Raw genomic sequence first — 24691 nt, 5'->3', positions numbered from 1 at the left:
TTTTACAGTGATAGCTATGAACAATTCAGGGTTGATTGGATGACGCTTGTAGTCGAAAGCGAAAAGGTAATCGATGACTTTCTAGATTCCATGGATATATAGATAGATTGAATAATTGAGAATATAATCTGCATCGTCAGATAAATAGATAAAACAAATAAACTCTGTATAGCGATTATTGAGACACGCTATACAGAGTTTATTTTTATGATTGAGAATGATTTTGAAAGCAAGGAAAGGAGATGAATTCAAAAGGAATTTATAAATAGATGTGTGATATAGATGGAAAGTATGTAGGATATATGAGTATTGAATAAGTTTATGTTGTATAAAGTGTGATATATACATATGTACAAAATACGAGTTTTGTGAATAAGTAAAGGGATTTTAAGAATACACATTGTATCTCACATATATTTTCTCACTATCAACTTAGCTATGTTTTTCTAAGGACATTAATTTATAATTTAATTGTTTTGGACTCACATCATTTCTGGGTGTGTAACAATTTTTTTTATAAAAACAAAAACTCTGCATTATAATCACGCTACAGAGTTTTTGTTTTGTATTCAGTTATCATATCGTTTGTTTATAGCTGATAGTTTGCGTTGATTAAATCTTGAGATTCTCCATGTCTTGGATCTTCAATCATGACCCATTCCAATCTTGCAAACCGATTTTTACAATTTATTTATGATTTGAGTGTATTCATCATTTCAAGATATAATGACTCATTTTATGCTATTCAAAAGAAGTCCTAGAAGCAGCCATTTTATGTAAAGCGTTCTCAAAATAGCGATATACTTCATCTGCAATGCCCAGAAACTCTTCAACAGGCACATCGCTATTCAAGTAACAAGCATACAGATACTCAACTAAGCCAGAATCAATCTCGCAATATTTCAATAGAGCATTTTTCATTTCCAACATATCGTCTTCCCATACACCTGTATCTTCTAAAATCAAAGAGTACAATGCACGAAGCAATCTTTTTGAATAGCCTTTAATATATCTGGTTGTCAGGTTGCGATCATCAGCATTGGACAATATACGCTGCACAATACGCTCTATTTCCTCCTTCGTCTCTCTGTTCAAGTCTACAATGAAATCTGGAGAAATTATGATCGGTGGTATCTTTTCTCCAATGTCGTCACCATATACGCAAACACAAATAATCTTCACCCAGAAGCCCAATTCATTCGGTTTACTTAATACCTCGTCCATCGAGCAAATGATTGTATCAATCTTAGTTACGAATGCGTATTCTGCCAACAGCTTGTCTTTGATAGCTGACAATCTTCCGTAATCAATGTCTTTAGGATTTGCACATATAATCGTAAAGTCTGCGTCTGACTTAAACGGTGTAGCCGTTCCTTTTGGAATCGAGCCGCACATATAAATGCTGTGAATCTTATCTTGGAATTCGGTAAGTATGTGATCGATGTACTTATCAACAAACTCCTTATATTCGCTTTGTATTTCAATTTTATTTATGACTTTTTCTAGAATCATACTGGTTCCTCCTAAGGCGAGATTTAGATGATATGAGATACAAAATTATTGTGCTATTCTTCTATCCGAGCTCTTGTATTATTCTTTCTGCATTAGATCTCAAATACTTAATGTTACTATTTCGTGCTAACTTTAAATAGTGTTCAAGCTTCTTCGACTTTATTTGGTACAACACTTCTAGAGCTGCAATTCTTTGATATTCCAAATTCGTATTCCATGCCATTAGGGCTTTTTCTTCGGCATATTTGGATTTAATATATCCAAGAGCTAATAGTGCTCTTCTTCGGACATACTCATCACTATCAGCAGAAAACTTATAAATCAATTCTTCAGTTTCTGAGTAGGGGGCGTGTATTTTTGTAAGATAGTGCGCTAACTGCCATCTCACATCAACGTCCGAATAAAATAAACCTTCCTGTGCTAAAAAAAGAAAACTTATGGGCTTTTCACATAACTTATTGATTAGAATTGTACATTCATGATCTCGTGCAATACTATATAGCAAGTTATTGATTGTTTTTCGAGACCAATGTGAGTGTTCTGTAGTTTCTACTAATTCAGCAAAAATAGTATTAATTATGGCCCAATTATCGTATTCTGTTTCCCACTCATATTCATGTTTTTGGAATTTCGACCATTCCCAAAAATCGTTCACTACTACATCTAGTTTGGTATAGATGTCTTTAGAAGCATCGTGAATAATTCTATGCAGCTCCTTCATTGCGAAACACCTCGTAGAACAGATTTTCTGGGATTTCATTTAATACTTTTATATTCATCGACTCGCAAGGTGGTCTGCTAACTTCTGCTCGCTCGAAAGCCTATTGTACGCTATGGAGCGTCAAGATTGCGGCGTGAGTAAATGCCTTTGAAGTGATGCTACTACCTTCTCCAATAAACAAATTACTATCTTTCATTTGAAAAGGTTTCAATGTATTCTTCTATAGGCATTATTAGACCATGATCATCATCAACATAGATGCCCCTAATGAAATTATCCTGACTCAATATTTTCTTCATGAGATCCTTGGACTTATAGATCATCATAATGAAATGAGGATTTTGAAAAGGAATCCTCTGTAGTTCTTCAAAGTCATAATCATTTATAATACTTTCAGAAAAGTCATAAAAGATATGTTCTTCTCCATAATCAACTACAAATCTATTATTCTCTATGCTTGAAACTGTATTTTCTCCGAAGTGTTTAATTCTATGTATTGAATCGATATTAAATGTTTCATCACCAATTAGGATTATCCATTGCAATAGATCCACCCTCTCATTACAGGATATTATTCATTGTATATAGCCATGGTCTAATCTGCCAGATCCAGTGCGCATGCCTGCAGCATGAATAGATATTATGTTATGAAATGTTATTACCATCTTTAAAATCTCTCTCAAGTTGGTTCCCATGAAATGCCTTTATCATAAAGTCTCTATCTGGGACCTTTAACTGCTCAAAGGACTCCAAAAATGATTTATTATCATATGTAGCTCCTATAAGTTGTATATTGATTGTTGCTTTTTGCAGTTCTACTACCGCGTATCTTGCAATCGCATGATCATTACAACCTAAAGCTCCAGGATTCAAATAAATTCTTTGAGCTGTCTTAAAGTAATGGATTGGATGATGATGACCAAAACAAACGAGATTGTAAGGTGAATCTTTATACTTTGCGTCTAATGCCAATCCTGATGGGCGCTCATCTATTACTTCTCTTTGTTCTTGATTCATATGATAGTGGGTTATTAATATTTTTTGCCCTTCTACTTCAATATCTAATGTTTGAGGGAGATCTTGTATAAATTCGATATTTTCTTTCTTTAGACTCTTACCTACCCACTTATGATGTTCAGCGATCATTTCATGACCCGGCAAAGTATGCTTCCCTTGCAGTAGTTTTAAAACCGCTTCTTCATGATTACCTGAAACCGCGGTTACATTCTTTCGGTGCATTATTTCTTCAAGCACTTCGTTAGAGTCAGGACCAATGCCAATCATATCACCCAGACAATATGTATGCTCGATGTCCCCATGGGAATCAATATCTGAGAACACTGCACTCAATGCCGGATAATTTCCATGAATATCAGTTAGAATTGCAATCTTCATTTAGGCTTCTCCTTCACTCATTTTTATTATACCCACAGTGTGAATATCATATTAGATGCAATCACCTTGAATTACTCACAAAATCCCTCATGCCCTCCCGTAATATACTAACTCCTTCTTCTACACTCTTCATATTCTCCTCATCATTCATATGATTCCTGGCATGTAATAAAACAGGTCTTAATGATTCTACTGAATTCCCAAATTCGTACATCCATTCATATCTAGGAAGCATCCACAAATGAAAATGATGTGTTGTATCTTCATTATAAAAATAATAGACTTTATCAATTCCTAATCGTTTTCTTTGCTCACTTCGGATCTTATGAATTAGCGAAATAAATTCTAATTGCTCTTCATCTGTTAATTCATCCATGCAGTAAAAATGTCGCTTTGAAGCTAATATAACTAACCCTTTGATGGGATAAGCAATATCCTGATGGACATGAAAGTTGCTTGATTCGAAAATTACTCCACCTGTTGAAGAAATCAAGCCACTTGTCACTGCACAGCTTACACAATCAATCTCTAATGATCTTCCATCCGGCAATGTAATTCGTCTTGGCATTCTGCACCTCATTGTTTTGGATTTGGATAAGAGTTTTTCTCTTAATTTCATCTAAAGTTGGAGTTCGAGCCTCTATACAATATCTCCGAGTTCTAAAAAGTCCCTTCGTTTTCCTCTTTGTAAAAACATTTTCCATCCTTACATCCATATGTAATTTTAGTGCTAAAGTCTTCGTAATATACGACTTCAGTAAAATCAGAAGGTGTAGTTTCTGTAATTTTCTCTAGCAAGGATTGGGCGGCTTCTCTTGCGTTTGTTTGATTTTCCTTTTCATCATAATCATAACCAATTGCAGGTCCTGAAGGACCTTCATAAACAGTAAAATACCACTTACTCGTTTCATCGCTGACTTCAATTAAATAAGAGTACGCAGCTTCAGCATTATCTGACTTATATGAAGGCTCACCAAACAAAGTAAGAAGTGATCCTCTAAACTTCGCACTTTCTTCACCCTCCATAATGCCGGTATCCAGAAATTTTGAGGTTCCTAGTTCTTTATCTTCGTCCATAATAGCTTTGTATGAATACATTTTATTAATTTCCTCCTTCAAAGTATGATCGTTTATTGCATCATTTTGTTCGGAGCTTCTTTGCATATTATCCGAACAGCCGAATAAAACTACTACAATCAATAGAGTTATTAATTTGTACATGTTTGTCCTTTCTCGAAATGGTAATCTAATTATTCATACCAATAATAATCTTTATCTTGCTTGCCTACTTATATTATCATCATCTGGAAATTTTGGAAAACGTATTCCTACACAAAAAGAGTCTTAATATGGATGCCCACTTAAGACTCTAATTATTCCTGCATTGATCGTTACGTATCCAATCGTCCTACCCACTTCAAAGCATTTCTAAAGTATAATTAGCTAAAACTAGCAACCACATAGGAGTAAAATCAATAAAAGTAATCACACCGAAATCTTTTACTTACGAAGCTGGCAAACGTACGGTACTTCTAATCGCTAATTAATCAAATTCACTATAATCTATGCCTTACGAAGCAACTGTCTCTCACTTATCTTACACAACATATCCTTCGTCATCCCCTGCAAGTCATACCGCGGCTGGAATCCCCATTCCGTTCTCGCTGCCGTCGCATCAATCGAATGTGGCCAGCTATCTGCAATCGCCTGTCTTTTCTGGTCTACGTCATAATCAAGAATGAAGCCAGGAATCTCCGCTCGAATTGCCGTAGCGATCGCCTCTGGATCGACACTCATTGCCGTAACATTGAATGAATTCCGATGGGTCAATCGTGATGAATCCGCTTCCATTAATGTAATGATAGCGTCCAACGCATCTGGCATATACATCATATCCATATTGGTGTCTCTGGCAATATACGACGTGTACCGTCCGGCTGTTACGGCTGCATAATAGATTTCGACAGCGTAATCGGTCGTTCCGCCTCCAGGAGGTGTCATATAAGAGATCAAGCCTGGGAAACGTAAGCCTCTCGTATCCAAGCCATATTTGTGAAAATAATAATCACACAGCAGTTCGCCCGATACCTTGTTCACCCCATACATCGTATTCGGTCGCTGGATCGTATCCTGTGGCGTATTATCCTTTGGCGTTGATGGGCCAAATGCTCCGATCGAGCTTGGTGTGAAAAATTGGCAGCCTTGCTCTCTCGCTACCTCCAGTGCATTCATCAGTCCACCCATATTTAAGTTCCAGGCTAATAGCGGCTTCTCTTCTGCGGTAGCGGACAGCAATGCTGCCAGATGGATGATCGTATCTACCTCGTATCGCTTCGCAATCTCGAACATCGCCTTGGCGTTCGTTACGTCTAATAGCTCGAATGGCCCGGATTGCGTGATTTCGTGAGCAGATGATCTGAGGTCTGTAGCTACCACATGATCTGCACCATACACCTCACGCAGCTTCATCACTAATTCAGAACCGATTTGACCCAGTGCTCCAGTCACCAAAATTTTGTCCATAAGGCATTCCTCCCGAAATAGACTCTCGCGAATGCATTGAAATTAAATCAGCTTCATTTCCTTGCCGACCTTCTCATACACGGAGATGACCTGATCAAGCATGTCCCTGGTATGTGCGGCGGTTGGCATGTTGCGTATGCGTCCCGTTCCCTTTGGAACCGTTGGGAATACGATTGCTTTAGCATATACGCCTTCTTCATAGAGACGTTTGCTAAACTGTTGGGTGGTTAGTTCATCACCAATGATACAAGGCGTAATTGGCGTTTCGCTTTGACCTACATTGTATCCAAGCTGGCTCAAGCCACTTTTCAAGTACCGGCTATTGCTCCATAGCTTCTCGATTAGCTCATGATCATTCATTAAAATATCAACCGCAGCGCTACAAGCAGCAATTGCGCCTGGGGGCGATGAGGTGGAGAACAGGAATGGACGGCTTCGTAGCTTCAACCATTCGATCAGTTGCTTTTTACCTGCTACATAACCACCGACAACGCCGATCGCTTTGGAGAGCGTACCAATCTGAAAATCGATGCGGTCGGATAATCCAAAATGCTTCACTGTTCCTGCCCCTGCGCCGAGCACGCCTGAGCCGTGAGCATCGTCTACATAAGTGATCAGATCGAACTCTTCTGCGATGTTAGCGATTTCAGGTAATTTGGCGATATCACCATCCATAGAGAATACACCATCGGTGATCACCATGATTTTACGGTATTGACCGGATTCACGAGCATTCTTCGCCTGCTGTCTCAAATCCTCCATATCCGAATGCTTGAAGCGAATGACCTTAGCTTTGGATAGCCGGCAGCCATCAATAATCGAAGCATGGTTCAGCTCATCGGATAAAATAGCATCCTGTCCATCCATTACGGCGGATATCGCAGCCATATTACAATTAAAGCCTGATTGATAGACAATGACGGCTTCCGTTTTTTTGAACTTTGCCAGCTTATCTTCTAGCTCAATATGAAGATCCATCGTACCATTAATCGTTCTGACAGCTCCTGCGCCTGCACCATAGGTCTGCGTCGCTTGAATAGAGGCATCAATCAGACGTTGATCGGTTGCCAGACCCAGATAGTTATTAGAAGACAGATTGATTAGAGACTTTCCATCGATCTGAATAACAGGGCCATTGGCACCCTGCAACGTATCAATGACATTGTATAGACCCTTATCCTTTAGTTCTTCAATGCTCGAGTGTAAAAATTGATCCAATGCTTGACTGGACATTGCATTCCCTCCTCGACAGCCATTTGTCCTCTTGTAAGAGACATTGTATTTCTCTTGTAAACCTTAATTTGAAAGGGCTTACTTTAATTTTAATGTATCATTTTTCTCATTGATTGTACACATCAGGAGGACATTCTATAAAAGAATTAGCAAAAAAAGTCGCGGTGACCTTCAGTGTTTCTGAAGGCGGCCGCGACTGTATATGATTTAGACCGACAAAAGACTACGTATCATCTCTAACGGCTTCATCGTATCCCCATAAGTATCATTTGTAATCGTAATATTCATATCTAATGCTGGAATGATGCAGCAATACTGCCCTCCCATCCCCATTGCAAAATAATAAGTGCCGATAGCTGGTGCTTCGGATACCCACCAGTGTCGCCCATAATGACCGAAGGAATCATAGGTCAAATGCTCCGGCATTGTTGTACGAGCAATCCACTCTTCACTTACTAGCTGTTTACCTGCCCATTTTCCTTTATGTAAGTACAAGCTACCGAACTTATGCAAATCGTGAACTGTCATATGAAGTCCGAATCCACCGATGTTCACGCCCTGCGGATCAGCATGCCAGGTGAAATCATCGAATCGCAGAGGAGAGAATAAATGTTGCATCGCATAATCGCGAGCACTTTGTCCGGTTGTTTTTTGGAGAATAGCAAGTAACAGCTGGCTACAGCCCGAATTGTAGTTCATCGCTTGCCCGGGTTCCATAGCTAAAGGGCGTTCAAGCACATAGTTTACCCAGTGCGGACTATGAATCATATGCGGCCATCCGTTCCATTCGCCTAGCTCTGGCCAATCAAAGCCCGCTGTCATCGTTAGCAAATGATCGATCGTGATCAACTGCTTCCTCCCATCAGCGTCTTCGGATAGCGATGGGAAGTACTCGACGATCGGCGTGTTCAACTCTGAAATATGTCCTTGTTCGTAGGCAATTCCGATTAGGCAGGAGGTTATGCTTTTCGTACATGAGTTTACTTTATGTTGTTTCTTCTCCATCTTTTTATTTTTAAAAAAGGAATAGACGATGTTGTTATCGATGCTAATCAAGCAGCTATGTATTTTTTCCTTAGCGAGTAGTTCAGATAATTGATCTTGATCCCATTTGAAACGAGGATGTGTAGCGTGCTTCAAACTCTTCACTCCTTCATATGATAAGCTACTTTTTACGTTCGTGCTAACTTCTACCAAAGACTGTGCGAGCGGATTACTCCATTATGTATTTCTTATATTCGCGAAGCAGTTCTTTATATAGTCTCTTATCCTTTCCTTTCTATTTCTTTATAGGCTGCACATAAACTTAAACTTAAAGAGAGCGCTCTCATATCATACACCTCCTTTTAACGAAAGCATTAGCGAAACTAACTAAGTCTTATTGTATTGTATTTCGTAGCTATAAAACAAATCATTTGATTTTAATGGTACGCATCCAACGAAGCTTTCACGGGTATTGGTACGATTACGATTATCAATAATCTATAAATGACCCAAGCTGCGTCTACTCTATTTAAGCAGCCACGCAGCCTGGTGACTCTAATATGATCGTTACTATACGTCCGCAATCTTCCTAATCGTTCCCACAGCTATAGGTTTTCGTCAAAGGCGAATCAGTTAAACCCACCATTCACCCGAATCGTCTGCCCGGTAATCCAGCGCGCCTTATCACTCACAAGCAATTCGACGGCATTCGCAATATCCTCAGGCTCACCCAGACGACCAAAGGCATTCATCCGACGGAATGAATCGACGAGTTCCTCTGATTTGCTATTTAAGAACAGGTCAGTCGCTACTTGTCCGGGTGCAATACTGTTGATGGTAATTCCTTTGGGCCCAAATTCCTTCGCCAGCTGGCGGGTAAGCTGTTCGACTGCTCCCTTGGTTGCACCGTATAGACTATAGCCCGGTAGCATCGCACCAGATACGGAGGTGGAGAAGTTAATGATCGTGCCGCCTTCTTTCATATGCAGAATCGCTTGCTGACAGGCAAAATATGTGCCTTTGACATTCAATGCCATATGCTGATCAAAGTCGTCCTCGGTTACTTGATCCAGCGGTAACGTCTTCATCATGCCTGCATTATTAACTAATACATCAATAGCACCATACAGCTCCAGCGTTTCGCTAAATAAACGCTCTACTTCACTTACCTTGCTCACATCTGCGTGAATGGCTGTCGCTTCGCCGCCCGACTGCTGAATAAGCTCAACGACTTCTGCTGCCTTTTCACGGCTAGCGGCATAGTTCACGATTACCTTCATGCCAGCATCCGCTAATTGAATAGCGATCTGACGGCCAATGCCGCGAGATGCTCCGGTTACAATAGCTATTTTATTCGATGTTTTGTTCGTTTCCATATTGGTACACTCCTCGATCTCCCTGTATTTGATCTACGCGATCGTGATCGTCTATATGTAGTATAGAGCGACTAGCATTCATAGGGTTAGATCAATTCCCCACATAACTTGCCTATTTTTGTTCGATGTTTTATGTTGGAATAAATGATTGATAATAGAGGGCTGAGACGATGAACGATGCTGACGATCAGCAGCGTCTGGAGTATGCGCTACATGAGCTTCGATCTATTTTAATCCGCCATACCCCTACGACCGGAACCCATGTAACCCATATCCCATCTCTGTCTATTGTACGGGCAGAAGAAACATCGGAGCCGCTGGTAAGCGTGTATAAGCCTTCCATCTGTGTCGTGGCTCAGGGAGCGAAGACAGCGATGATTGCGGAGCAAAGCTATCGCTATGATCCCTATTCATTTCTAATCACTTCTGTGGATCTTCCGATCGTTGGACGGATTAGTGAAGCGACTCCAGCTATCCCTTATCTAGGGTTTAAATTAAGCTTTGATACCGATGTGATTCTAGGCGTTGTCCAGCTGATGGATCACTCTCTACTCGATAAGAATGCTAGGACGAATGAAACTGCGGCTGGTATTACGGTCAATTCTATGTCACCGTCGATTATGGATACGGTTGTACGCTTGCTCCAGCTACTGGATCAGCCCCAGGACATTCCGGTGCTGGCTCCGCTTATGATCCGCGAACTGGTATACCGCATTTTACAAAGTGAGCATGGTCATGTTCTGTATCCATTTGCTGTAACAGATAGTTATTCCTCTCGTATTGCGAGGACGATACAGTTCATCAAGCAGCATTATAATGAACCACTGGAAATGGAGCAGCTTGCTCGTGATGTGCAGCTGAGCAGCTCTGCCTTCCATAAGCACTTTAAACGCATTACAGCGATGAGCCCATTGCAGTATCAGAAAACGATTCGCCTTCAGGAGGCTCAGCGGCTCATGCTCACCGAAGCCATTCCTGCTGGAGATGCGGCGTTTATGGTCGGTTACGAAAGTCCATCACAATTCAGTCGTGAATATGCTAGATTGTATGGCAAGCCACCAATGCAAAATATTCAGGATATGCGTAGCAGGCTGGCAGACAATAGAATTGTAGTAGAATGAAGGTCGATGTAGAACGATAGACTTGAGATCATAAAAAAGCCATTTCCTTATTGGGAAATGGCTTTTCTTTATAGACTGAATCTTCGATTTTTCAATAATCATCCGATTATTTTGGAGCTATGCTACGAACTTGATCGTATCGCATACTTGAATCATTGCTCAAGGGATCACTGTAAACAATATGGCTTTTGTTTAAATACTGAACGTAATCCTACGATCAGAAAATAACGGAGTAACGGGATACATCCGCACAGAAGACGCGTAGCTACACCCTAGACCCTAGCTAAGATGCAAAATCTCAATCTCATCTGGATCATACGATTCGCTGGCATAGTTTGCACCCCAATTACATAGCAGCTTAAAAATCGGCTCCAGCGATTCACCCAGCTCGGTTATAGAATATTCGACTTTTGGCGGTACCTGATTGTACATTTTCCGATGGATCAGTCCGTCATTCTCCAGCTCACGCAGTGTTTGCACCAGCATTTTCTGTGAAATATTATGAACTAAACGTTTGAGCTCGCCCGTGCGTCTTGGCTTCTGAATGACATAGTACAAAATAAGCCCTTTCCACTTTCCGCCAATCACATCCAGCGTAATTTCCATTTCACAGTGGAATGTTCTCATATCTCTATTCAGCTCCTAGTATATCCATATTCTCTACCTGTGTAGTTCAATCTTCTATTACCCATGACGTTTACACAAAATTGTACGTTACATGCAGAGAATATGGCAAGTACACCGACTAGCTTCAATTCGCTAGTAACATCAGATTAGACCTGAGCCACTCCACCATCTACAAATAATTCAATACCGTTCATATAGCTACTTTCCTCAGACGCAAGGAACAGGACTGCATTAGCGATTTCGTCCGTTTCGCCCACTCTACCTAAAGGAATATCCTGCTTCGACTGTTCCAAAAATTGATCGAGTGCCTCGCCGAATAACTCTGTATAAGCCGGGGTAACTACCGAGCCGGGACTGATCACATTCATACGTAGCTCAGTTCCTTTCATCTCAACAATCCAGGAGCGTACGAGCTGACGAATCGCAGCCTTGGAAGCGCCATACACGCTAAATGCGGGTATCCCTGTTGAGCCTGCTGTAGAGCCAGTCAGGATGATCGAGCCTTTTTGATCAGGGAACAAGGGCAATGCCTTCTGCACGGTAAAGATCGTTCCTTTTACATTCACGTCAAAGGTTGTAGCATATTGTTCCTCCGTAATATCCGGTAACGGGAGAAAGGAGCCCAGTCCTGCATTGGCAAAGAGAATATCCAGATGCCCCTTCTCCTGCTTCACTGTGTCAAATAAGCGATCCAGATCATCCAGCTTCGATATATCACCCTGCACGCCAGTAACATTGCGACCGATCAATGCGACCGCCTCGTCTAGCTCACGTTGTCTACGTCCAGTAATAAATACATAGGCTCCTTCACGTACGAATTGCTGTGCAGAAGCGAGTCCAATGCCGCTTGTTCCACCTGTGATAACCACTACTTTTCCATCAAATTTACCCATGTCATTCCACTCCTTCATATGATGCAGATTAGGATGGTTCCCAGTGAATAAGTGAATATTCAATTCAACTTTCTGGTCCATCTGTTTCCTATGAATGCAAGTATGGAGTAAATATTTCAGGAAGAATAGTACCCACTTTTTGGTGATATAGTCACCTAAAAGTAACAATTAAGACAGGGCAAGCATTTTGAATGGTACAATTTTTATTTTAGTGTGATTAGACAATGAATATAGATGATGAAGCTACTAACTATCGCTTTGATTGCAAGCCCCTTTTAGGACAAGCCGCGAATATACGTATCCAGATACGCATTACTAAACTTTCCTTGCGGATCATATTTCTGCACAAGCTTTAGGAAATCTGGCAGCTTCTCGAATTGCTGATGTAGCTGTTCTGCTGGAACGGTGAACAGCTTGCCCCAGTGCGGACGCGCTTGAAATGGAGCGAGCGCCTGCTCCAGCAATGGTAATACCTGCTCTACCGCCGCCCAGTTATCCTTCCACGTAAAGTGAAACGCAACAGAATCTTGTTTATAAAATGGACTCAGCCACAGTTCATCTGCGGCAATGGTACGCAGTTCACTTACGAACAAGATCGGCGCTAGCTGCTCTCGCAAGGCATACACGGCAAGACTCGCTTCATACACATGCTCGCGTGCCATTACATATTCACTTTGCAGCTCTTTGCCTGCACTTGGTGTAAATTCCATCCGAAAATGTGCCAGTCGCTCATGCCACATTCCTGCCTTGCCCAGCTGCTCTGTGCAGTTCTGAGCATCCATACCAGGTAATGGATGCAGCGGAGCGGTTGCAGGTGTGGCTCCATACCAATCTGTTCGTTCGGCATAGCTCTCTCCATCCTCTTCACGGCTTTTCGTCCATACCTGATGAAAGCCGGGACGTTGCCAATCTGTAAATAAGCTCACGCTATACGCGCTGGAAAAGATCGCTTCCGCATGCTGCTCCAGCTCACTAACAGGCAGATTCTCATACACAAATTGTCTAATCTGATAGGCAGGCACTACGCGGAGCGTAACCTTGGTGATCATCCCGAGTGCTCCAAGATGAATGACAACACCTGCAAATTCCTCGTCGCCAGCCTGGAATGTATGCAGCTCACCATTCGCATCGATGAGCTCTAATGCTTGCACCGCACCGGCAAGGCTCACATTATGACTGCCTGAGCCATGCGTCGATGTTGCGATCGCGCCGGCTACCGTAATATGAGGCAATGAAGCAAGATTGTGCAAGGCGTAACCGCTTTCAGCTAATTGTGCGCAAAGCTCTCCATAGGTGATACCGCCCTCAACAGTTACCATTTCCTGCTCTTTGTTAAGCTCTAGGATACGATTCCAATGTCGGAGCGAAATAAATACGCCATCTGTATCTGTGATCGAATTAAAGGTATGACCGCTACCCGGTACTTTTACTTTCGTATGTTGTTTCACGAGCTGCTGTAGCTGCTCTATACTTTCAGGATAGATCAATTCAGTAGCACCGTATGTATAATTACCAGACCAATTTTGATAGCTCACTTTAAATCCTCCCTTAATCCAAAAATAGAATCACTTCTCTTCATTTCTATAATATAGCAAACTTGCTATCGATAAATCCAGCCGTAGACGATATGGCTCTTGTATATGGCATTACTCCTCTACATCTATCTATACATCCCTCGCTGAGAGTGACTGTATTCATGTAAAGGTTATCTTGCACCTACCCTTAATAGAGTAAGCAGCATATTCGTATAAATTAATTTAGAATATTTTAACAAATAAAACATATTAATCTAGATAAAAACAAGCTATACTCTTTCTGCAACACCGTTCCTCCTACATTACATTAACGGATAAGGGGTGATACATGGTCTTCGCTCGGTACGAGGAAGACCATCTATACAGATTCATGTTAGACGCAGCGGTATGCACTATGAATGTGTAGTGATCATCAGCCACTGCCTATATCCAATCAATGACAACATGATCTGCTTACATGTATCCAACTTATACGGGAGGTTTATTAATGAAAAAATGGATAATTGCGCTCTTCTCTGCTGCGCTGTTGATGGGGATGTCTAATGAAATGATCGCTTCTGCATCGTCTACAGATGATGCAGCACAGACCCCGTCTGTATCGACTCCTTTGCCTGCTGGTGGAGCGACTGCACTACAAGCGAAGCCTGCTTCTGGAACAGAATATTACCATAGCGTGGTGTTCTCGGTCGATTTTATGGAAACGATTATGGCAGGAGATAGTGAGCCACGTGGACGCTTTTATCAGGCACTACAACAAGCGATTGGCGCTCCCGTCATTTTCTACGATTTCTGGAATGACTATATCGTGATCAAAATTATCGATAAAAAGCTGACTCCGGCAGAAGCAGAAGCGATCAAAGACCAGATCAATAGCCTCGACTGGATCTATGATACGTATGATATCCCTAGAGATCAGGAGTTCATTACAGACATTCACTGGTTTGATCGCTGGTCGTAAATGAATTAAGGGGTCGTTCATAAAGGTCGCTGTAACCAAATAGCAACAGCTGCTCATTGGGCATGCTGTTGCTATTTGGAGTTTAGAGCTTTATTTTTCAAATTAGTGTATGCCAAGCTTATTTGGCCAGCTACCGTACCAGGCATAGCCAGCTCGTCTTTCCTGATTAATATCCTTTAGATTGTATTTCACAATGCCATCACGCCCAACAAAGATCGGTCGATTGGTCCGAATATCATAAAAACGTGCCCAGATCGGGCTGGCATAGGGGTCAGCTACGACATAGCTATCCTTACTATTGCGCTGATAGTCCATATGCTTGATTTCGACCGCTTTGAACCAGCTTTCAGCAGCTTGAATGGACTTCTGAATACGAGCATCCGCTGGTCTTGTTTTCAATAGCTGAACGATACCTACACTCTCACTCGCCGTAATCGAAGGCACTTCAAATGCACGTGCTCCGGCTGGTTTCAATGTCGTCGCATCATACTGCTGACACCATGCGGTTAATTTGCCATTGGATACAATCTGTGTATTAAGGATACATTCTATTCCCTTATGCACGGCTTGTTTTGCCTGATGTGCCAGTCCGGTATCAATGAATTGAAAATCTCCCTTTTGACTGCCGACATCCTCTAAGAGTAACAGTACATTGGTCATTGCATTATCATTATAGGTGATTTCAGTATGGTAGCCAGAGCTATGATAGATCTGGGGGAAGCCGCCATTCGCATATTGCATATGAAGCAGAAATTGAATACCCTTAATCGCGGAATCGGCATATGCTTGATTGTTGGTCATCGTATACTGGTGTGCTAGACGGCGAATCTCTGTATACGTTGCTTTATTATCGATCGAGGAATGTGCCCAATCACCCTGATCTTCGGAATAAAATTTACGCCAGCCTCCATCAGGTTGCTGATTATCCAATATCGTGGCAAAGCTTGCTGTCGTACCAGAAGCATCCCCTTTCAATACACTTTTAGAAGGCGAGCTGTATGACATAGCGTGGGTAGTCGCAACAAAGGATGAAGCATAGATTGAACCTAATAGCACGACAGACAAAGTATAGCGAAATGCAGTTTTTCCCATGAGACAGGCTCCTTTTTATGATTCATTATGTATCTATATTGTCATATTAAAAAGAAGTGAGGCAAATGATCTCATTAGTGTATAGCGATAAGCTATTACTGCATGATTGCTCATACTAAGTTGTGGCAAGGTGTTTTTAAATTCATGAAAAATTAGTTTTGATCTATAAAGTATAAACTGCCTTTACAAAACACACGATCTACCAGACTTTCAACAGCTTCGATAATTAGGTATACTATTTATATCAAGGGATAACGAATTACATATTTCTTGGATTGAGGATACAGCAATATACAGTGCAGCTTTTGCACGATAGGAGAACATCATGGATCATAGCATTGAACAGCTTAAACATATTCGGCACAATGTAACACGCTTTATGATGATGTATGAATTTGCACTCAAGGAACTGGAAACGAAAATTGAAATTTTGAATGACGAGTTCCTGGCACTGCATGAATACAATCCGATTGAGCATACTAAATCCCGTGTCAAATCACCGGAAAGCCTGATGAAAAAGCTACAGCGTAAAGGTGGCGCGCAAAGTCTGGATGAGATTCGGGAGACGATTCGTGATATCGCTGGACTGCGTATTACGTGTTCGTTTACAGAGGATATTTACTGGGTCTGCGATATGCTGAAAAACCAGACAGATATTAAAGTGATCGAGATTAAGGATTACATCAAAGAACCGAAGCCGAACGGCTATCGCAGTCTGCATATGATCATTCAGGTGCCCGTCTTCATGTCAGATCGTCAGGAATCGGTCTATGTAGAGGTGCAGATTCGTACCATTGCGATGGACTTCTGGGCAAGTCTGGAGCACAAAATCTTCTATAAATACGAAGGCTCTGTTCCCACTCAGCTTATTACCGAGCTCAAGGATGCAGCCGATTCAGCTACTGCGCTGGATCGCAAGATGGAAAAGCTTCGCCACGAGATCGAATCGATCAAGCTTGCTGAGCACGAGCATGAGGAGTATGAGTTTATTGATAGTCTGACGGGTGAGCAGCCGTTTATTCTGCCTGATGCTTTGTTAAAATTGGCAGGTGGAGAATCCAAAGCCAGTAATTAAGGCGTTCTGTTAAAAAAGCTTATGTAGTTTCTCTTGACTCATATGAATTGTTTTCTCTTGGAACCTGCATGAAGTACAGTGTAATGCACGATTGCTGAGGCGAAAATGAAAAGCAGAATATGTAACAAAAGCAACAGCGCCTGAAAGTCTATCAGGTACGCTGTTACTTTTTGTTATTTCGTTCATACCGTGTGCATTCTTGCATGTGTCTTATACGGTTGCTTTTAGCACGAATAAGCACATTTTTATAATTGCATAATCATATAATAATACATTAATGATGTAATTACTCTTATTCCAACTATTCGCGTTGATGTAGCTATCCCGTATCCCTGCTCTCCATGCTTCATCATACGCAGACTACGAATGACTCGATCTATACCTAGTACACGACATATGGATACAAGCTATTTGCAATTCATCTGCATACGATACTAACCCGTCTTAGTTAATCCCAATTTTGGTTGGCCAGTTGCCATACCATGCATAGCCAGCGCGTCTCTCTTGATCAATATCCTTGAGGTTGTATTTCACAACACCATCACGACCTACAAAGATCGGCTTGTTTGTATTCAGCTCATAAAAACGTGCCCAGATCGTAGAGCTGCTGTCTGCGACGATGTAGCTATCCGAGCTATTGCGCTCATAACGGAAGCCGGAGATTTTAACTGCTTTGAACCAGTCTTCAGCCGCTTTAATCGAGGCGTTGATCTGGGAGTTGGAAGGTCTAGTTTTCAGGAATTTTACGATCCCTACACTTTCACTTGCACTCAGGGAAGGCACCTCAAATGCACGCGCGCCTGCTGGCTTGAGTGAGCTGGAATCGTGCTGTTGACCCCATGCAGTTAGCTTCCCACCGGATGTAACCTGTGTTTTCAGAATGCAATCTACACCCTTATCGACAGCCTGCTTGGCCTTGCTCGCTACACCGCTATCGATAAAGGAGAAATCACCCTTACGATTGGCTACTTCATCCAGCAGAATCAGCACGTTCACCATTGCATCGTCATTGTAGGTGATATGGGTATGGTAACCAGAGCTTTTATAAATTTGCGGGAAGCCACCGTTTGAATACTGCATATTGAACAGGAAGTTGATGCCTTTGATCGCAGCAGCAGAGTATTTGCTATCCTTGGTTTTTGAATATTCAGCTGCCAGGCGACGAATTTCGGAATAGGTAGCTTTATTGTCGATCGTTGATTTTGCCCAATCGCCGCTCGTTTCGGAATAATCCTTTTTCCAGCCACCATCGGATTGCTGATTTTTTAGAATGTCGGACAAGCTCGCGGTCGTACCCGAAGCATCTGCTGCCATGACTACCGATGTCGGTGTGAGTACGGCTGCACCCATTGAACCTAATAATGCGATCGAGAGTGCACAGGCAATTGTACGATTTTTCATGAGATCGACTCCTTTAAAATTCAATTTTTGGCTGTGTTCATATCCAATGAATAATCTGTGTTTTTATGTAAGCTAATTCATGAACACGAGACTCATTCTAGCGAAATGATTAATATTTTGTCAATTATTTACTTTCAGTATCACTTAAGCAGATGAAGTAGTGCAGTGGAGTTTGCTTCTTTATTTTTATGTGCAGGAATCCGTCGATTACATATCTATATTTTCATATTTACAGAAATGAACACGTTAACATTTTGAGTTACTAAGGATAAATGAAAGAAAACTACATTTCTCTTTCTTCATAAATGATATGTTCTGTCTGCTGATGTACACCTATTGAAAATAAAAAAAGGATTGCCGCTTTCACAGGGCAATCCCGAAAATGATAGCCTCATTTCCGATAAAACGGAAATCGGCATTATTGTTCTATTTCTCAGGTTACTTCGCGCTCATGCATGTCTATGCACCGCGATTATCCACAATTTTATGTCTATGTCAGCTTATTTTGGGACTTTCCGATTGCTCGAATGACACGCTCTGAACAGAACAGCATGATCAAAATGAACGCCATAATGACGAATGGGAACCATCCGATATGTATATACGAGGCAACCAGACCGAACAATGGTGGCAGCAGCGTAATGCCTGTATAAGCCATCGCCAACTGATATCCCATCAGACGAGCTGAATTTTCCGTACCGAAGCGTGCTGGTGTCTCATGCAATAATCCCGGAAAGATCGGTGCCAGACCAATCCCAATCAAAATCAATCCCATCATAAGCAGCACACCTGGCAAAGGCAAAATGAGTAACAGTGCCCCTATCGCAGAGCAGACCTGACCTAGCAAAATGAGCATCCGATTCGTTACGCGTAGAGTTAAGAAGCCCGTAATGAGTCGACCGATCGTAATGCCGGCAAAGTATAGTGAGATCCATCCTGCCGCAAGTCCCGGTTCAATCTGCCGCGAGCCAACGAGAAAGCTTGCTCCCCATAATCCGACTGTTGTTTCCACACCGCAATAGAAAAAGAATGTCAGCAGTGTGAAGCGAACACCCGGAATACGGAATAGGCTTCCACGCGTAGCGGTTGTCTCTGTCTTTGACGCTGAGCTGGCAGTCGTCTTGCCTTCTGCGTCTCCTTGCTCGTGATCTAGCTCTAATTGAGATACGGCTGCTGATGTATCTTCCGTTCCCTGACTCATTGTAGCTGGATCATAGGACGTTCCCTGATTGGGCTGGCTTTGCTCTGTCAGACGCTCTGTCTGGCGCAGCTCGGCGACCTTTTTCCATAATGGTAAGGTGAATAGCAGGATAAGAACGAGCGTGAACTGTATAACGGCTACAGCTGTGTAGCCGCTCCGCCATGAGCCTTCAGAGCTAATATAATGAGACATGATGATGGGACCTGCTGTTGCGCCTACTCCCCAGAAGCAGTGTAGCCAGCTCATATGGTGCGCCTTGTAGTTCGCTGCAACAAAGTGATTCAGTCCTGAATCGACCGCTCCAGCCCCGAGACCGAGCGGAATGCACAGCACAATCAACCATGCAAGTGTAGGTACAAAGGCAAATCCTAACAACGCACCTGCAGTCAGACAGCAGCTGATCAGTGTGACTACGCCTGTACCCAGACGCTGAATGAGTCGCCCACTTGCCAGACTGGATACGATCGTACCGCCCGAAGCAACGATCGATAGTAGTCCTGCTGATCCGAACGGAGCGCCAATATCGCCATGCATCACAGGCCATGCAGCTCCAAGCATCGAATCTGGAATGCCGAGGCTAATAAAAGCAAGATAGATGACGATGAGAAATAGTGTAGCCATGATAATAACCTCCACATATGTAATTCACCTATTGGTATACAGGTTATGGAAAATCAGGACTATCATATCATCAATCACTAATTTTGCAAGCGTCATCAAACATAGCGTGATCAGGATTCGTACGATCTATAGCTTCAAAAAAGCTGAATCAGTATGTTAGCTGAATCGAACTGTAAACTAATTTGGGTCGAACGATGAAGGAGCTTATCCTCTATAGGAGCCTGCTGTACACGTATCGGCTGTAATACGCAGTCCGTTGTTACTACATGCGGCATGGCCAGTAATACTTTTACAAAGCTTTTTGATTCGCGCAGCTTCGCCTGCGATCTCATCAGCAGATATATATAGGCGCTGCTGGTTGCTCACAATAGCGATCGACAAGGTCACGAGTGGAATCGGACCGTAGTTGCCCAGACGATCCTCTGCCATCACATAGCCTAACTGGATATCCTCTTCGTGGTAGAGCTCTTTTTTGAGCTGTTCAAATTGCTTCAGGATCATTCGGCATTGCAGCTCCATATCATAGCTATTCACAATAGCGATAAAGTCGTCTCCCCCAATATGACCGAGAAAATGCTCTGGCATTGCAAACATGCGGCTGAGCAGATTGGCAGTCTCCTGGATCATCCGATCGCCCATTTTGAAGCCATAAATATCATTGTAGGTTTTGAAATAATCCAGATCAATATACAGCACACTGAATTGCGGCTGTTTTAGCGCTAGCTCTAGATGCTCATCGATCATTCGATTTCCCGGCAAGCCTGTTAAGGCATTCATAAATGTAGCCGATTCGGTACGAATATCCGCTACCGCGAGCAAGAGCTGCCGAATGGTCACTGCACCACATAGCTCGCCTTCCTTGCTAACAAGCAGCAGATCATATAGCTCATCATCCCCGCGCTGCATCGCTTTGACACTGACGTCGATGATGGATTCATAATAATCAACCACCAAAGGCTGAGATTTGGCAAGTAATCGGATGGGCCTGCCCATGTATAGATTGTATCCATAATGGGTCGCCAGATGCTGGTAGAAGCCCACGCGCATCATTAGCGCTGGCTCTGTACCCGATTTGCGGATGGCTAGACCCTCGCATTGACGATGAAGCTTGAATAATGCGTCCACTTCACTACAGCATGTATCCGACTCTATAATCGGAACCGGTTCGGTAATCTCACCGATTTTGGTAAACATGGTGGTCACCCCTTATTCTTTACACTTATCCCGTCCTACAATTTCTGCGGCTTTGATCATAACTGGATGATGCTATCGTAGCAAAAAGTAAACCAATTTGCGTCAACGTAATGTAAAATACGAGTCTTGAGTAACTTTTATTATCGATTCTACTGCTTGTTCGATCGATAATTGACTCTTTTCACCGGTCAATCGATTGCTCCACTCTACTTCTCCATGCGCGATACCCTTGCCCACAATCACGCGAAGAGGAATACCAATCAGATCAGCATCGTTGAATTTGACACCTGCACGCTCTTCGCGATCATCTAATAACACTTCGATCCCTCGACGTCTTAGCTGCTGGTACAGTGTGAGAGCCGCTTCCCGTTGCTGCTCGTCCTTCATTGCAATCACGATAAGATGAACATGGTATGGCGCCACTTGCAATGGCCATAGGATTCCATGATCATCATGATGCTGCTCTACAATCGCTGCCATTAATCGGGATACACCGATACCGTAACAGCCCATGATCAGGTACTGACGTTCTCCATCTGCCATCTGTACGTCTGCCTGCAATGCCTCACTATACTTCGTACCAAGCTTGAATACATGACCAAGCTCCAGCCCGCGAGTCATTTGTAGTGTCCCTTGCTGACAACGTGGACAGCCTTCGCCTTCGGCAGCATTACGGAAATCTCCGATTACAGCGTCGTGTATATCACGGGCAGGCACTACCTGCTGATAATGGTAATGCTCCTGATTGCCACCGAGTATAGCTGCTGGCATCGAATATACCGCCTTGTCCATCAGGATTCGAATAGAGGCAGCTTGCTCCCCTTGTACATCCAGCCTATAACCACCTAAAAAGCCCACCGGTACTCCAGTTAAACGCAATACGCTTTCTGCATCAGCAAGTATTAGCTCTGTAGCTCCTAGATTATTTTTCACCTTTACCTCATTAATCTCATGATCACCGCGAACAAGCACGAGTACAGGCTCACCATCAGCGAGGAATACTATACTTTTGGCAATCGCTGATGGATCGACAGCTAAAAAGGCAGTTAATTGTGCAATCGTTCGAATATCTGGCGTATGAATCAGTTCAGGAGCAATCGTATATGCGATGTCAGAAGTGGCAGACTCTGTTCGATACTCTGCCTTTTCCAGATTGGCTGCATAATTACAATCTGTGCAAAACGCTATAATATCCTCACCCGCATCAGATAAGGCGATAAATTCATGCGTGGCTCCAGCATCGCTAATCGCTCCTCCATCTGCTTCTACTGCTCGAAATTGGAGCTCACAGCGTGAAAATAATTCCTCATACGCGTTATACATGGAGGTATACGCCTGATCTAAATCCTGCATATTCGTAGCAAAGGAGTACGCATCCTTCATCAGAAATTCGCGTCCACGCAGCAGACCAGAGCGTGGACGACTCTCATCGCGGAACTTGGTCTGAATCTGATACAGCGTAACAGGTAACTGGCGATAGGAGCCTAGTTCCGCGCGTAACAGATCCGTGATCAGTTCCTCATGTGTTGGCCCTAATACAAAACCGCGTCCATGACGATCGGATAATTGAAGCAAATGATCACCGTAGCTCTCATGCCGTCCAGACTGTTGCCATAGCTCTACAGGCTGCATTGCAGGCATTAAAATCTCCTGAGCACCTGCGTCATCCATAGCCTGACGAATGAGTTGCTCTAAGCGATGCAGCACCCGGCGGCCTAGTGGTAGGTACGTATACACACCAGCTGCTGTCTGCCGAATATAACCTCCACGAATCAACAATTGATGACTAGCCGCCTCTGCTTCACTTGGTGCTGAGCGTAACGTATGGATCAAAGCCTGACTTTGTTTCAACACAATCTCCTCCTTTATGAAGCACATGCTAGATGCGCATAATAGCGATATCTCTTCCCGACAAGCGGATAAAAAACAAAAAGACACATCCGTCAGGGACGAATGTGTCGTGGTACCACCCTAAGTTCATTCATTTCTACGCTATCACATGATCATAGCTAAAATGAATCTCTATGCTGATAACGGAGCAACCGGCGTTTGCAACAACTGTCAGAAACGCAACTCACAGGATAGGGCTTATTCAGAACGCATACGGGAAATCTTTCAGCCGGTGAATTTCCTCTCTGTACAGCGCTCATATGAAGTAAGGGGCCTGCTCATCGTTATTGATTCGTATCTTTTCTTGTAATATGTAGATTCCAGAATAAGGGATGATGAGTAGTACGTCAACTCATATTATGGGGATATCTGCTATTATTGCCCTGTAGCACGTAACGGACAAGGTGCCGTTCCCTTGATGATGTCATCGAGATTCTTATGCTGCAAGGCGCGAGATGGACGTCCCAGCGCATAGCCCTGACCATAGCTAATCTGTTGCTGCTGTAAAAAAAGAAGCTCTTCCGGCCGTTCAATCCCTTCTGCAATCATATGCGTACCCGAGCTTCGGGCAAACTCCTGTAGCATCTTCACCATATGCTGCTGATCTGGACGGGTATCGATGTGCTGGATGAGGGAACGATCCAGCTTGATAAATTCCGGCTTCAGGCTAACGATCGCCTTGAGGCTACTATAGCCTGAGCCAATATCATCAATCGCAATGCGAAAGCCCTGCTCGCGGTACGTTGAGAGCACTTGCTGAAACACCTCAAAATCCTCGACCGCCTGCTTTTCTGTAATTTCAAACACGATCTGCTCTGGCTTCAAGCCATATCGATGCAGCTGACGAAGCGTCTCACCATTGCGATAATTCGGATCACGTAATACATTTGGATGCACATTTAAAAATACATGACATTCGGCAGGCATAGACGAATGCTGAAGCGCCTCAACATAACGTTTGAATGAAAGCTCTCGACAAAAGATCTCAAAGGCAAGTACCTGATTCGTCGTACCAATATATTCATAAAAGGCATCGGTATGAGGAAATAGCTGAGAAAAGGCAGGACGATTCAAAATTTCATAGCCCAGACAGTCTCCACTCTGAATATCCATAATCGGCTGGAAATATGTAGTGAGCTGTTCTTTTTTTACGATTTTACGCAGTTCAATGAACTGGCGATAGGAACGAATACATTGCATGGTTAAATAAGAGAAATATTCGAGATAGCTATAGGTTCCATAATCAGCCCGTTTTTGTCGAAACGGTATTCTCATACAGGCATTCATCCTTTAGGTCGAAAGGCGGGAGGCTATTCCGGCTTCAAACATTTGATGGGTC

General features: G+C 42.8%; 22 protein-coding genes. 3 read left to right on the top strand and 19 right to left on the bottom strand.

The genetic code is table 11. The features are described from left to right. Nucleotides 1-741 precede the first annotated feature (741 nt). The 10 genes from SK066_RS11780 to SK066_RS11735 all read right to left on the bottom strand — a co-directional run bounded on the left by SK066_RS11780 (nucleotide 742) and on the right by SK066_RS11735 (nucleotide 9744). The gene (locus SK066_RS11780) at nucleotides 742-1512 is read right to left on the bottom strand and encodes a nucleotidyltransferase domain-containing protein (protein ID WP_320541636.1); all 771 of its coding nucleotides are present in this window, start codon (nucleotides 1510-1512) and stop codon (nucleotides 742-744) included. Between the two features lie 61 nt (nucleotides 1513-1573). Further along, entirely contained in the window at nucleotides 1574-2233 is a 660-nt protein-coding gene (locus SK066_RS11775; protein WP_320541635.1) for a HEAT repeat domain-containing protein, read from the bottom strand. A gap of 185 nt (nucleotides 2234-2418) precedes the next feature. After that, nucleotides 2419-2778 (bottom strand): hypothetical protein, encoded by a 360-nt coding sequence (locus SK066_RS11770; protein WP_320541634.1) that lies wholly within the window; start codon nucleotides 2776-2778, stop codon nucleotides 2419-2421. Nucleotides 2779-2878: 100 nt separating this feature from the next. After that, nucleotides 2879-3628 carry a metallophosphoesterase family protein gene (locus SK066_RS11765; RefSeq protein WP_188774676.1) on the bottom strand — a complete coding sequence of 250 codons (750 nt, stop codon included), beginning with the start codon at nucleotides 3626-3628 and terminating at the stop codon, nucleotides 2879-2881. 61 nt (nucleotides 3629-3689) lie between these two features. Beyond that, nucleotides 3690-4196 carry an HIT family protein gene (locus SK066_RS11760; RefSeq protein WP_320541633.1) on the bottom strand — a complete coding sequence of 169 codons (507 nt, stop codon included), beginning with the start codon at nucleotides 4194-4196 and terminating at the stop codon, nucleotides 3690-3692. Nucleotides 4197-4288: 92 nt separating this feature from the next. After that, nucleotides 4289-4849: a hypothetical protein gene (locus tag SK066_RS11755; RefSeq protein WP_320541632.1), complete on the bottom strand. Its 561-nt coding sequence runs from the start codon at nucleotides 4847-4849 to the stop codon at nucleotides 4289-4291. A gap of 342 nt (nucleotides 4850-5191) precedes the next feature. Next, the gene (locus SK066_RS11750; protein WP_320541631.1) at nucleotides 5192-6151 is read right to left on the bottom strand and encodes an L-threonine 3-dehydrogenase; all 960 of its coding nucleotides are present in this window, start codon (nucleotides 6149-6151) and stop codon (nucleotides 5192-5194) included. 42 nt (nucleotides 6152-6193) lie between these two features. Continuing rightward, on the bottom strand, nucleotides 6194-7384 hold the full coding sequence (locus SK066_RS11745; protein ID WP_320541630.1) for a glycine C-acetyltransferase: 1191 nt from the start codon (nucleotides 7382-7384) through the stop codon (nucleotides 6194-6196). A 207-nt stretch (nucleotides 7385-7591) separates the two neighbouring features. Further along, nucleotides 7592-8389, bottom strand: coding sequence for a serine hydrolase domain-containing protein (locus tag SK066_RS11740; RefSeq protein ID WP_320544863.1), 798 nt, complete (start codon nucleotides 8387-8389; stop codon nucleotides 7592-7594). A gap of 608 nt (nucleotides 8390-8997) precedes the next feature. Further along, nucleotides 8998-9744, bottom strand: a complete 747-nt coding sequence (locus SK066_RS11735) for a glucose 1-dehydrogenase (protein ID WP_320541629.1) — start codon at nucleotides 9742-9744, stop codon at nucleotides 8998-9000. 170 nt (nucleotides 9745-9914) lie between these two features. Here SK066_RS11735 and SK066_RS11730 point away from each other — a divergent pair, with 170 nt between their 5' ends. After that, a complete protein-coding gene (locus SK066_RS11730; protein WP_320541628.1) occupies nucleotides 9915-10865 on the top strand; it encodes an AraC family transcriptional regulator in 951 nt (316 codons plus the stop codon). A gap of 279 nt (nucleotides 10866-11144) precedes the next feature. Here the strand turns inward: SK066_RS11730 and SK066_RS11725 are convergent, their stop codons facing one another. From SK066_RS11725 to SK066_RS11715, 3 genes are all read right to left on the bottom strand, one after another. After that, nucleotides 11145-11492, bottom strand: a complete 348-nt coding sequence (locus SK066_RS11725) for a winged helix-turn-helix transcriptional regulator (RefSeq protein ID WP_320541627.1) — start codon at nucleotides 11490-11492, stop codon at nucleotides 11145-11147. Nucleotides 11493-11638: 146 nt separating this feature from the next. Next, nucleotides 11639-12385, bottom strand: coding sequence for an SDR family NAD(P)-dependent oxidoreductase (locus SK066_RS11720; protein ID WP_320541626.1), 747 nt, complete (start codon nucleotides 12383-12385; stop codon nucleotides 11639-11641). 275 nt (nucleotides 12386-12660) lie between these two features. After that, nucleotides 12661-13920: an FAD-binding protein gene (locus SK066_RS11715; protein WP_320541625.1), complete on the bottom strand. Its 1260-nt coding sequence runs from the start codon at nucleotides 13918-13920 to the stop codon at nucleotides 12661-12663. 487 nt (nucleotides 13921-14407) lie between these two features. Here SK066_RS11715 and SK066_RS11710 point away from each other — a divergent pair, with 487 nt between their 5' ends. Beyond that, nucleotides 14408-14878 carry a hypothetical protein gene (locus SK066_RS11710; protein WP_320541624.1) on the top strand — a complete coding sequence of 157 codons (471 nt, stop codon included), beginning with the start codon at nucleotides 14408-14410 and terminating at the stop codon, nucleotides 14876-14878. Between the two features lie 102 nt (nucleotides 14879-14980). Here the strand turns inward: SK066_RS11710 and pelA (SK066_RS11705) are convergent, their stop codons facing one another. Next, nucleotides 14981-15970 (bottom strand): pectate lyase, encoded by a 990-nt coding sequence (gene pelA, locus SK066_RS11705; RefSeq protein WP_320541623.1) that lies wholly within the window; start codon nucleotides 15968-15970, stop codon nucleotides 14981-14983. A gap of 325 nt (nucleotides 15971-16295) precedes the next feature. Here pelA (SK066_RS11705) and SK066_RS11700 point away from each other — a divergent pair, with 325 nt between their 5' ends. Continuing rightward, complete coding sequence (locus SK066_RS11700) at nucleotides 16296-17045, top strand: GTP pyrophosphokinase (protein ID WP_320541622.1); 750 nt, start codon at nucleotides 16296-16298, stop codon at nucleotides 17043-17045. A 444-nt stretch (nucleotides 17046-17489) separates the two neighbouring features. Here the strand turns inward: SK066_RS11700 and pelA (SK066_RS11695) are convergent, their stop codons facing one another. The 5 genes from pelA (SK066_RS11695) to SK066_RS11675 form a co-directional block, all read right to left on the bottom strand. Then, nucleotides 17490-18446, bottom strand: coding sequence for a pectate lyase (pelA, locus tag SK066_RS11695; protein WP_320541621.1), 957 nt, complete (start codon nucleotides 18444-18446; stop codon nucleotides 17490-17492). Nucleotides 18447-18936: 490 nt separating this feature from the next. Continuing rightward, a complete protein-coding gene (locus tag SK066_RS11690; RefSeq protein WP_320541620.1) occupies nucleotides 18937-20268 on the bottom strand; it encodes an MFS transporter in 1332 nt (443 codons plus the stop codon). 204 nt (nucleotides 20269-20472) lie between these two features. After that, nucleotides 20473-21462, bottom strand: coding sequence for a GGDEF domain-containing protein (locus tag SK066_RS11685; protein WP_320541619.1), 990 nt, complete (start codon nucleotides 21460-21462; stop codon nucleotides 20473-20475). 102 nt (nucleotides 21463-21564) lie between these two features. Continuing rightward, entirely contained in the window at nucleotides 21565-23313 is a 1749-nt protein-coding gene (locus tag SK066_RS11680; RefSeq protein ID WP_407673821.1) for a proline--tRNA ligase, read from the bottom strand. Between the two features lie 414 nt (nucleotides 23314-23727). Next, nucleotides 23728-24627, bottom strand: a complete 900-nt coding sequence (locus SK066_RS11675) for an EAL domain-containing protein (protein ID WP_320541617.1) — start codon at nucleotides 24625-24627, stop codon at nucleotides 23728-23730. Nucleotides 24628-24691: the final 64 nt, after the last annotated feature.

This window comes from Paenibacillus hunanensis (assembly GCF_034055775.1).
Classification (GTDB): Bacteria; Bacillota; Bacilli; order Paenibacillales; family Paenibacillaceae; genus Saccharibacillus; species Saccharibacillus hunanensis.
Note: the sequence above shows the minus strand (reverse complement) of the source record. Positions and strands in the feature narration are given on the sequence as shown.

What these genes read in the sequence shown, in the direction of transcription:
- SK066_RS11780 (WP_320541636.1), bottom strand. Translation starts at nt 1,512, where the DNA reads ATGATTCTAGAAAAAGTCATAAATAAAATTGAAATACAAAGCGAATAT.
- SK066_RS11775 (WP_320541635.1), bottom strand. Translation starts at nt 2,233, where the DNA reads ATGAAGGAGCTGCATAGAATTATTCACGATGCTTCTAAAGACATCTAT.
- SK066_RS11765 (WP_188774676.1), bottom strand. Translation starts at nt 3,628, where the DNA reads ATGAAGATTGCAATTCTAACTGATATTCATGGAAATTATCCGGCATTG.
- SK066_RS11760 (WP_320541633.1), bottom strand. Translation starts at nt 4,196, where the DNA reads ATGCCAAGACGAATTACATTGCCGGATGGAAGATCATTAGAGATTGAT.
- SK066_RS11755 (WP_320541632.1), bottom strand. Translation starts at nt 4,849, where the DNA reads ATGTACAAATTAATAACTCTATTGATTGTAGTAGTTTTATTCGGCTGT.
- SK066_RS11750 (WP_320541631.1), bottom strand. Translation starts at nt 6,151, where the DNA reads ATGGACAAAATTTTGGTGACTGGAGCACTGGGTCAAATCGGTTCTGAA.
- SK066_RS11745 (WP_320541630.1), bottom strand. Translation starts at nt 7,384, where the DNA reads ATGTCCAGTCAAGCATTGGATCAATTTTTACACTCGAGCATTGAAGAA.
- SK066_RS11740 (WP_320544863.1), bottom strand. Translation starts at nt 8,389, where the DNA reads ATGGAGAAGAAACAACATAAAGTAAACTCATGTACGAAAAGCATAACC.
- SK066_RS11735 (WP_320541629.1), bottom strand. Translation starts at nt 9,744, where the DNA reads ATGGAAACGAACAAAACATCGAATAAAATAGCTATTGTAACCGGAGCA.
- SK066_RS11730 (WP_320541628.1), top strand. Translation starts at nt 9,915, where the DNA reads ATGAACGATGCTGACGATCAGCAGCGTCTGGAGTATGCGCTACATGAG.
- SK066_RS11725 (WP_320541627.1), bottom strand. Translation starts at nt 11,492, where the DNA reads ATGAGAACATTCCACTGTGAAATGGAAATTACGCTGGATGTGATTGGC.
- SK066_RS11720 (WP_320541626.1), bottom strand. Translation starts at nt 12,385, where the DNA reads ATGGGTAAATTTGATGGAAAAGTAGTGGTTATCACAGGTGGAACAAGC.
- SK066_RS11710 (WP_320541624.1), top strand. Translation starts at nt 14,408, where the DNA reads ATGAAAAAATGGATAATTGCGCTCTTCTCTGCTGCGCTGTTGATGGGG.
- pelA (WP_320541623.1), bottom strand. Translation starts at nt 15,970, where the DNA reads ATGGGAAAAACTGCATTTCGCTATACTTTGTCTGTCGTGCTATTAGGT.
- SK066_RS11700 (WP_320541622.1), top strand. Translation starts at nt 16,296, where the DNA reads ATGGATCATAGCATTGAACAGCTTAAACATATTCGGCACAATGTAACA.
- pelA (WP_320541621.1), bottom strand. Translation starts at nt 18,446, where the DNA reads ATGAAAAATCGTACAATTGCCTGTGCACTCTCGATCGCATTATTAGGT.
- SK066_RS11690 (WP_320541620.1), bottom strand. Translation starts at nt 20,268, where the DNA reads ATGGCTACACTATTTCTCATCGTCATCTATCTTGCTTTTATTAGCCTC.
- SK066_RS11685 (WP_320541619.1), bottom strand. Translation starts at nt 21,462, where the DNA reads ATGTTTACCAAAATCGGTGAGATTACCGAACCGGTTCCGATTATAGAG.
- SK066_RS11675 (WP_320541617.1), bottom strand. Translation starts at nt 24,627, where the DNA reads ATGAGAATACCGTTTCGACAAAAACGGGCTGATTATGGAACCTATAGC.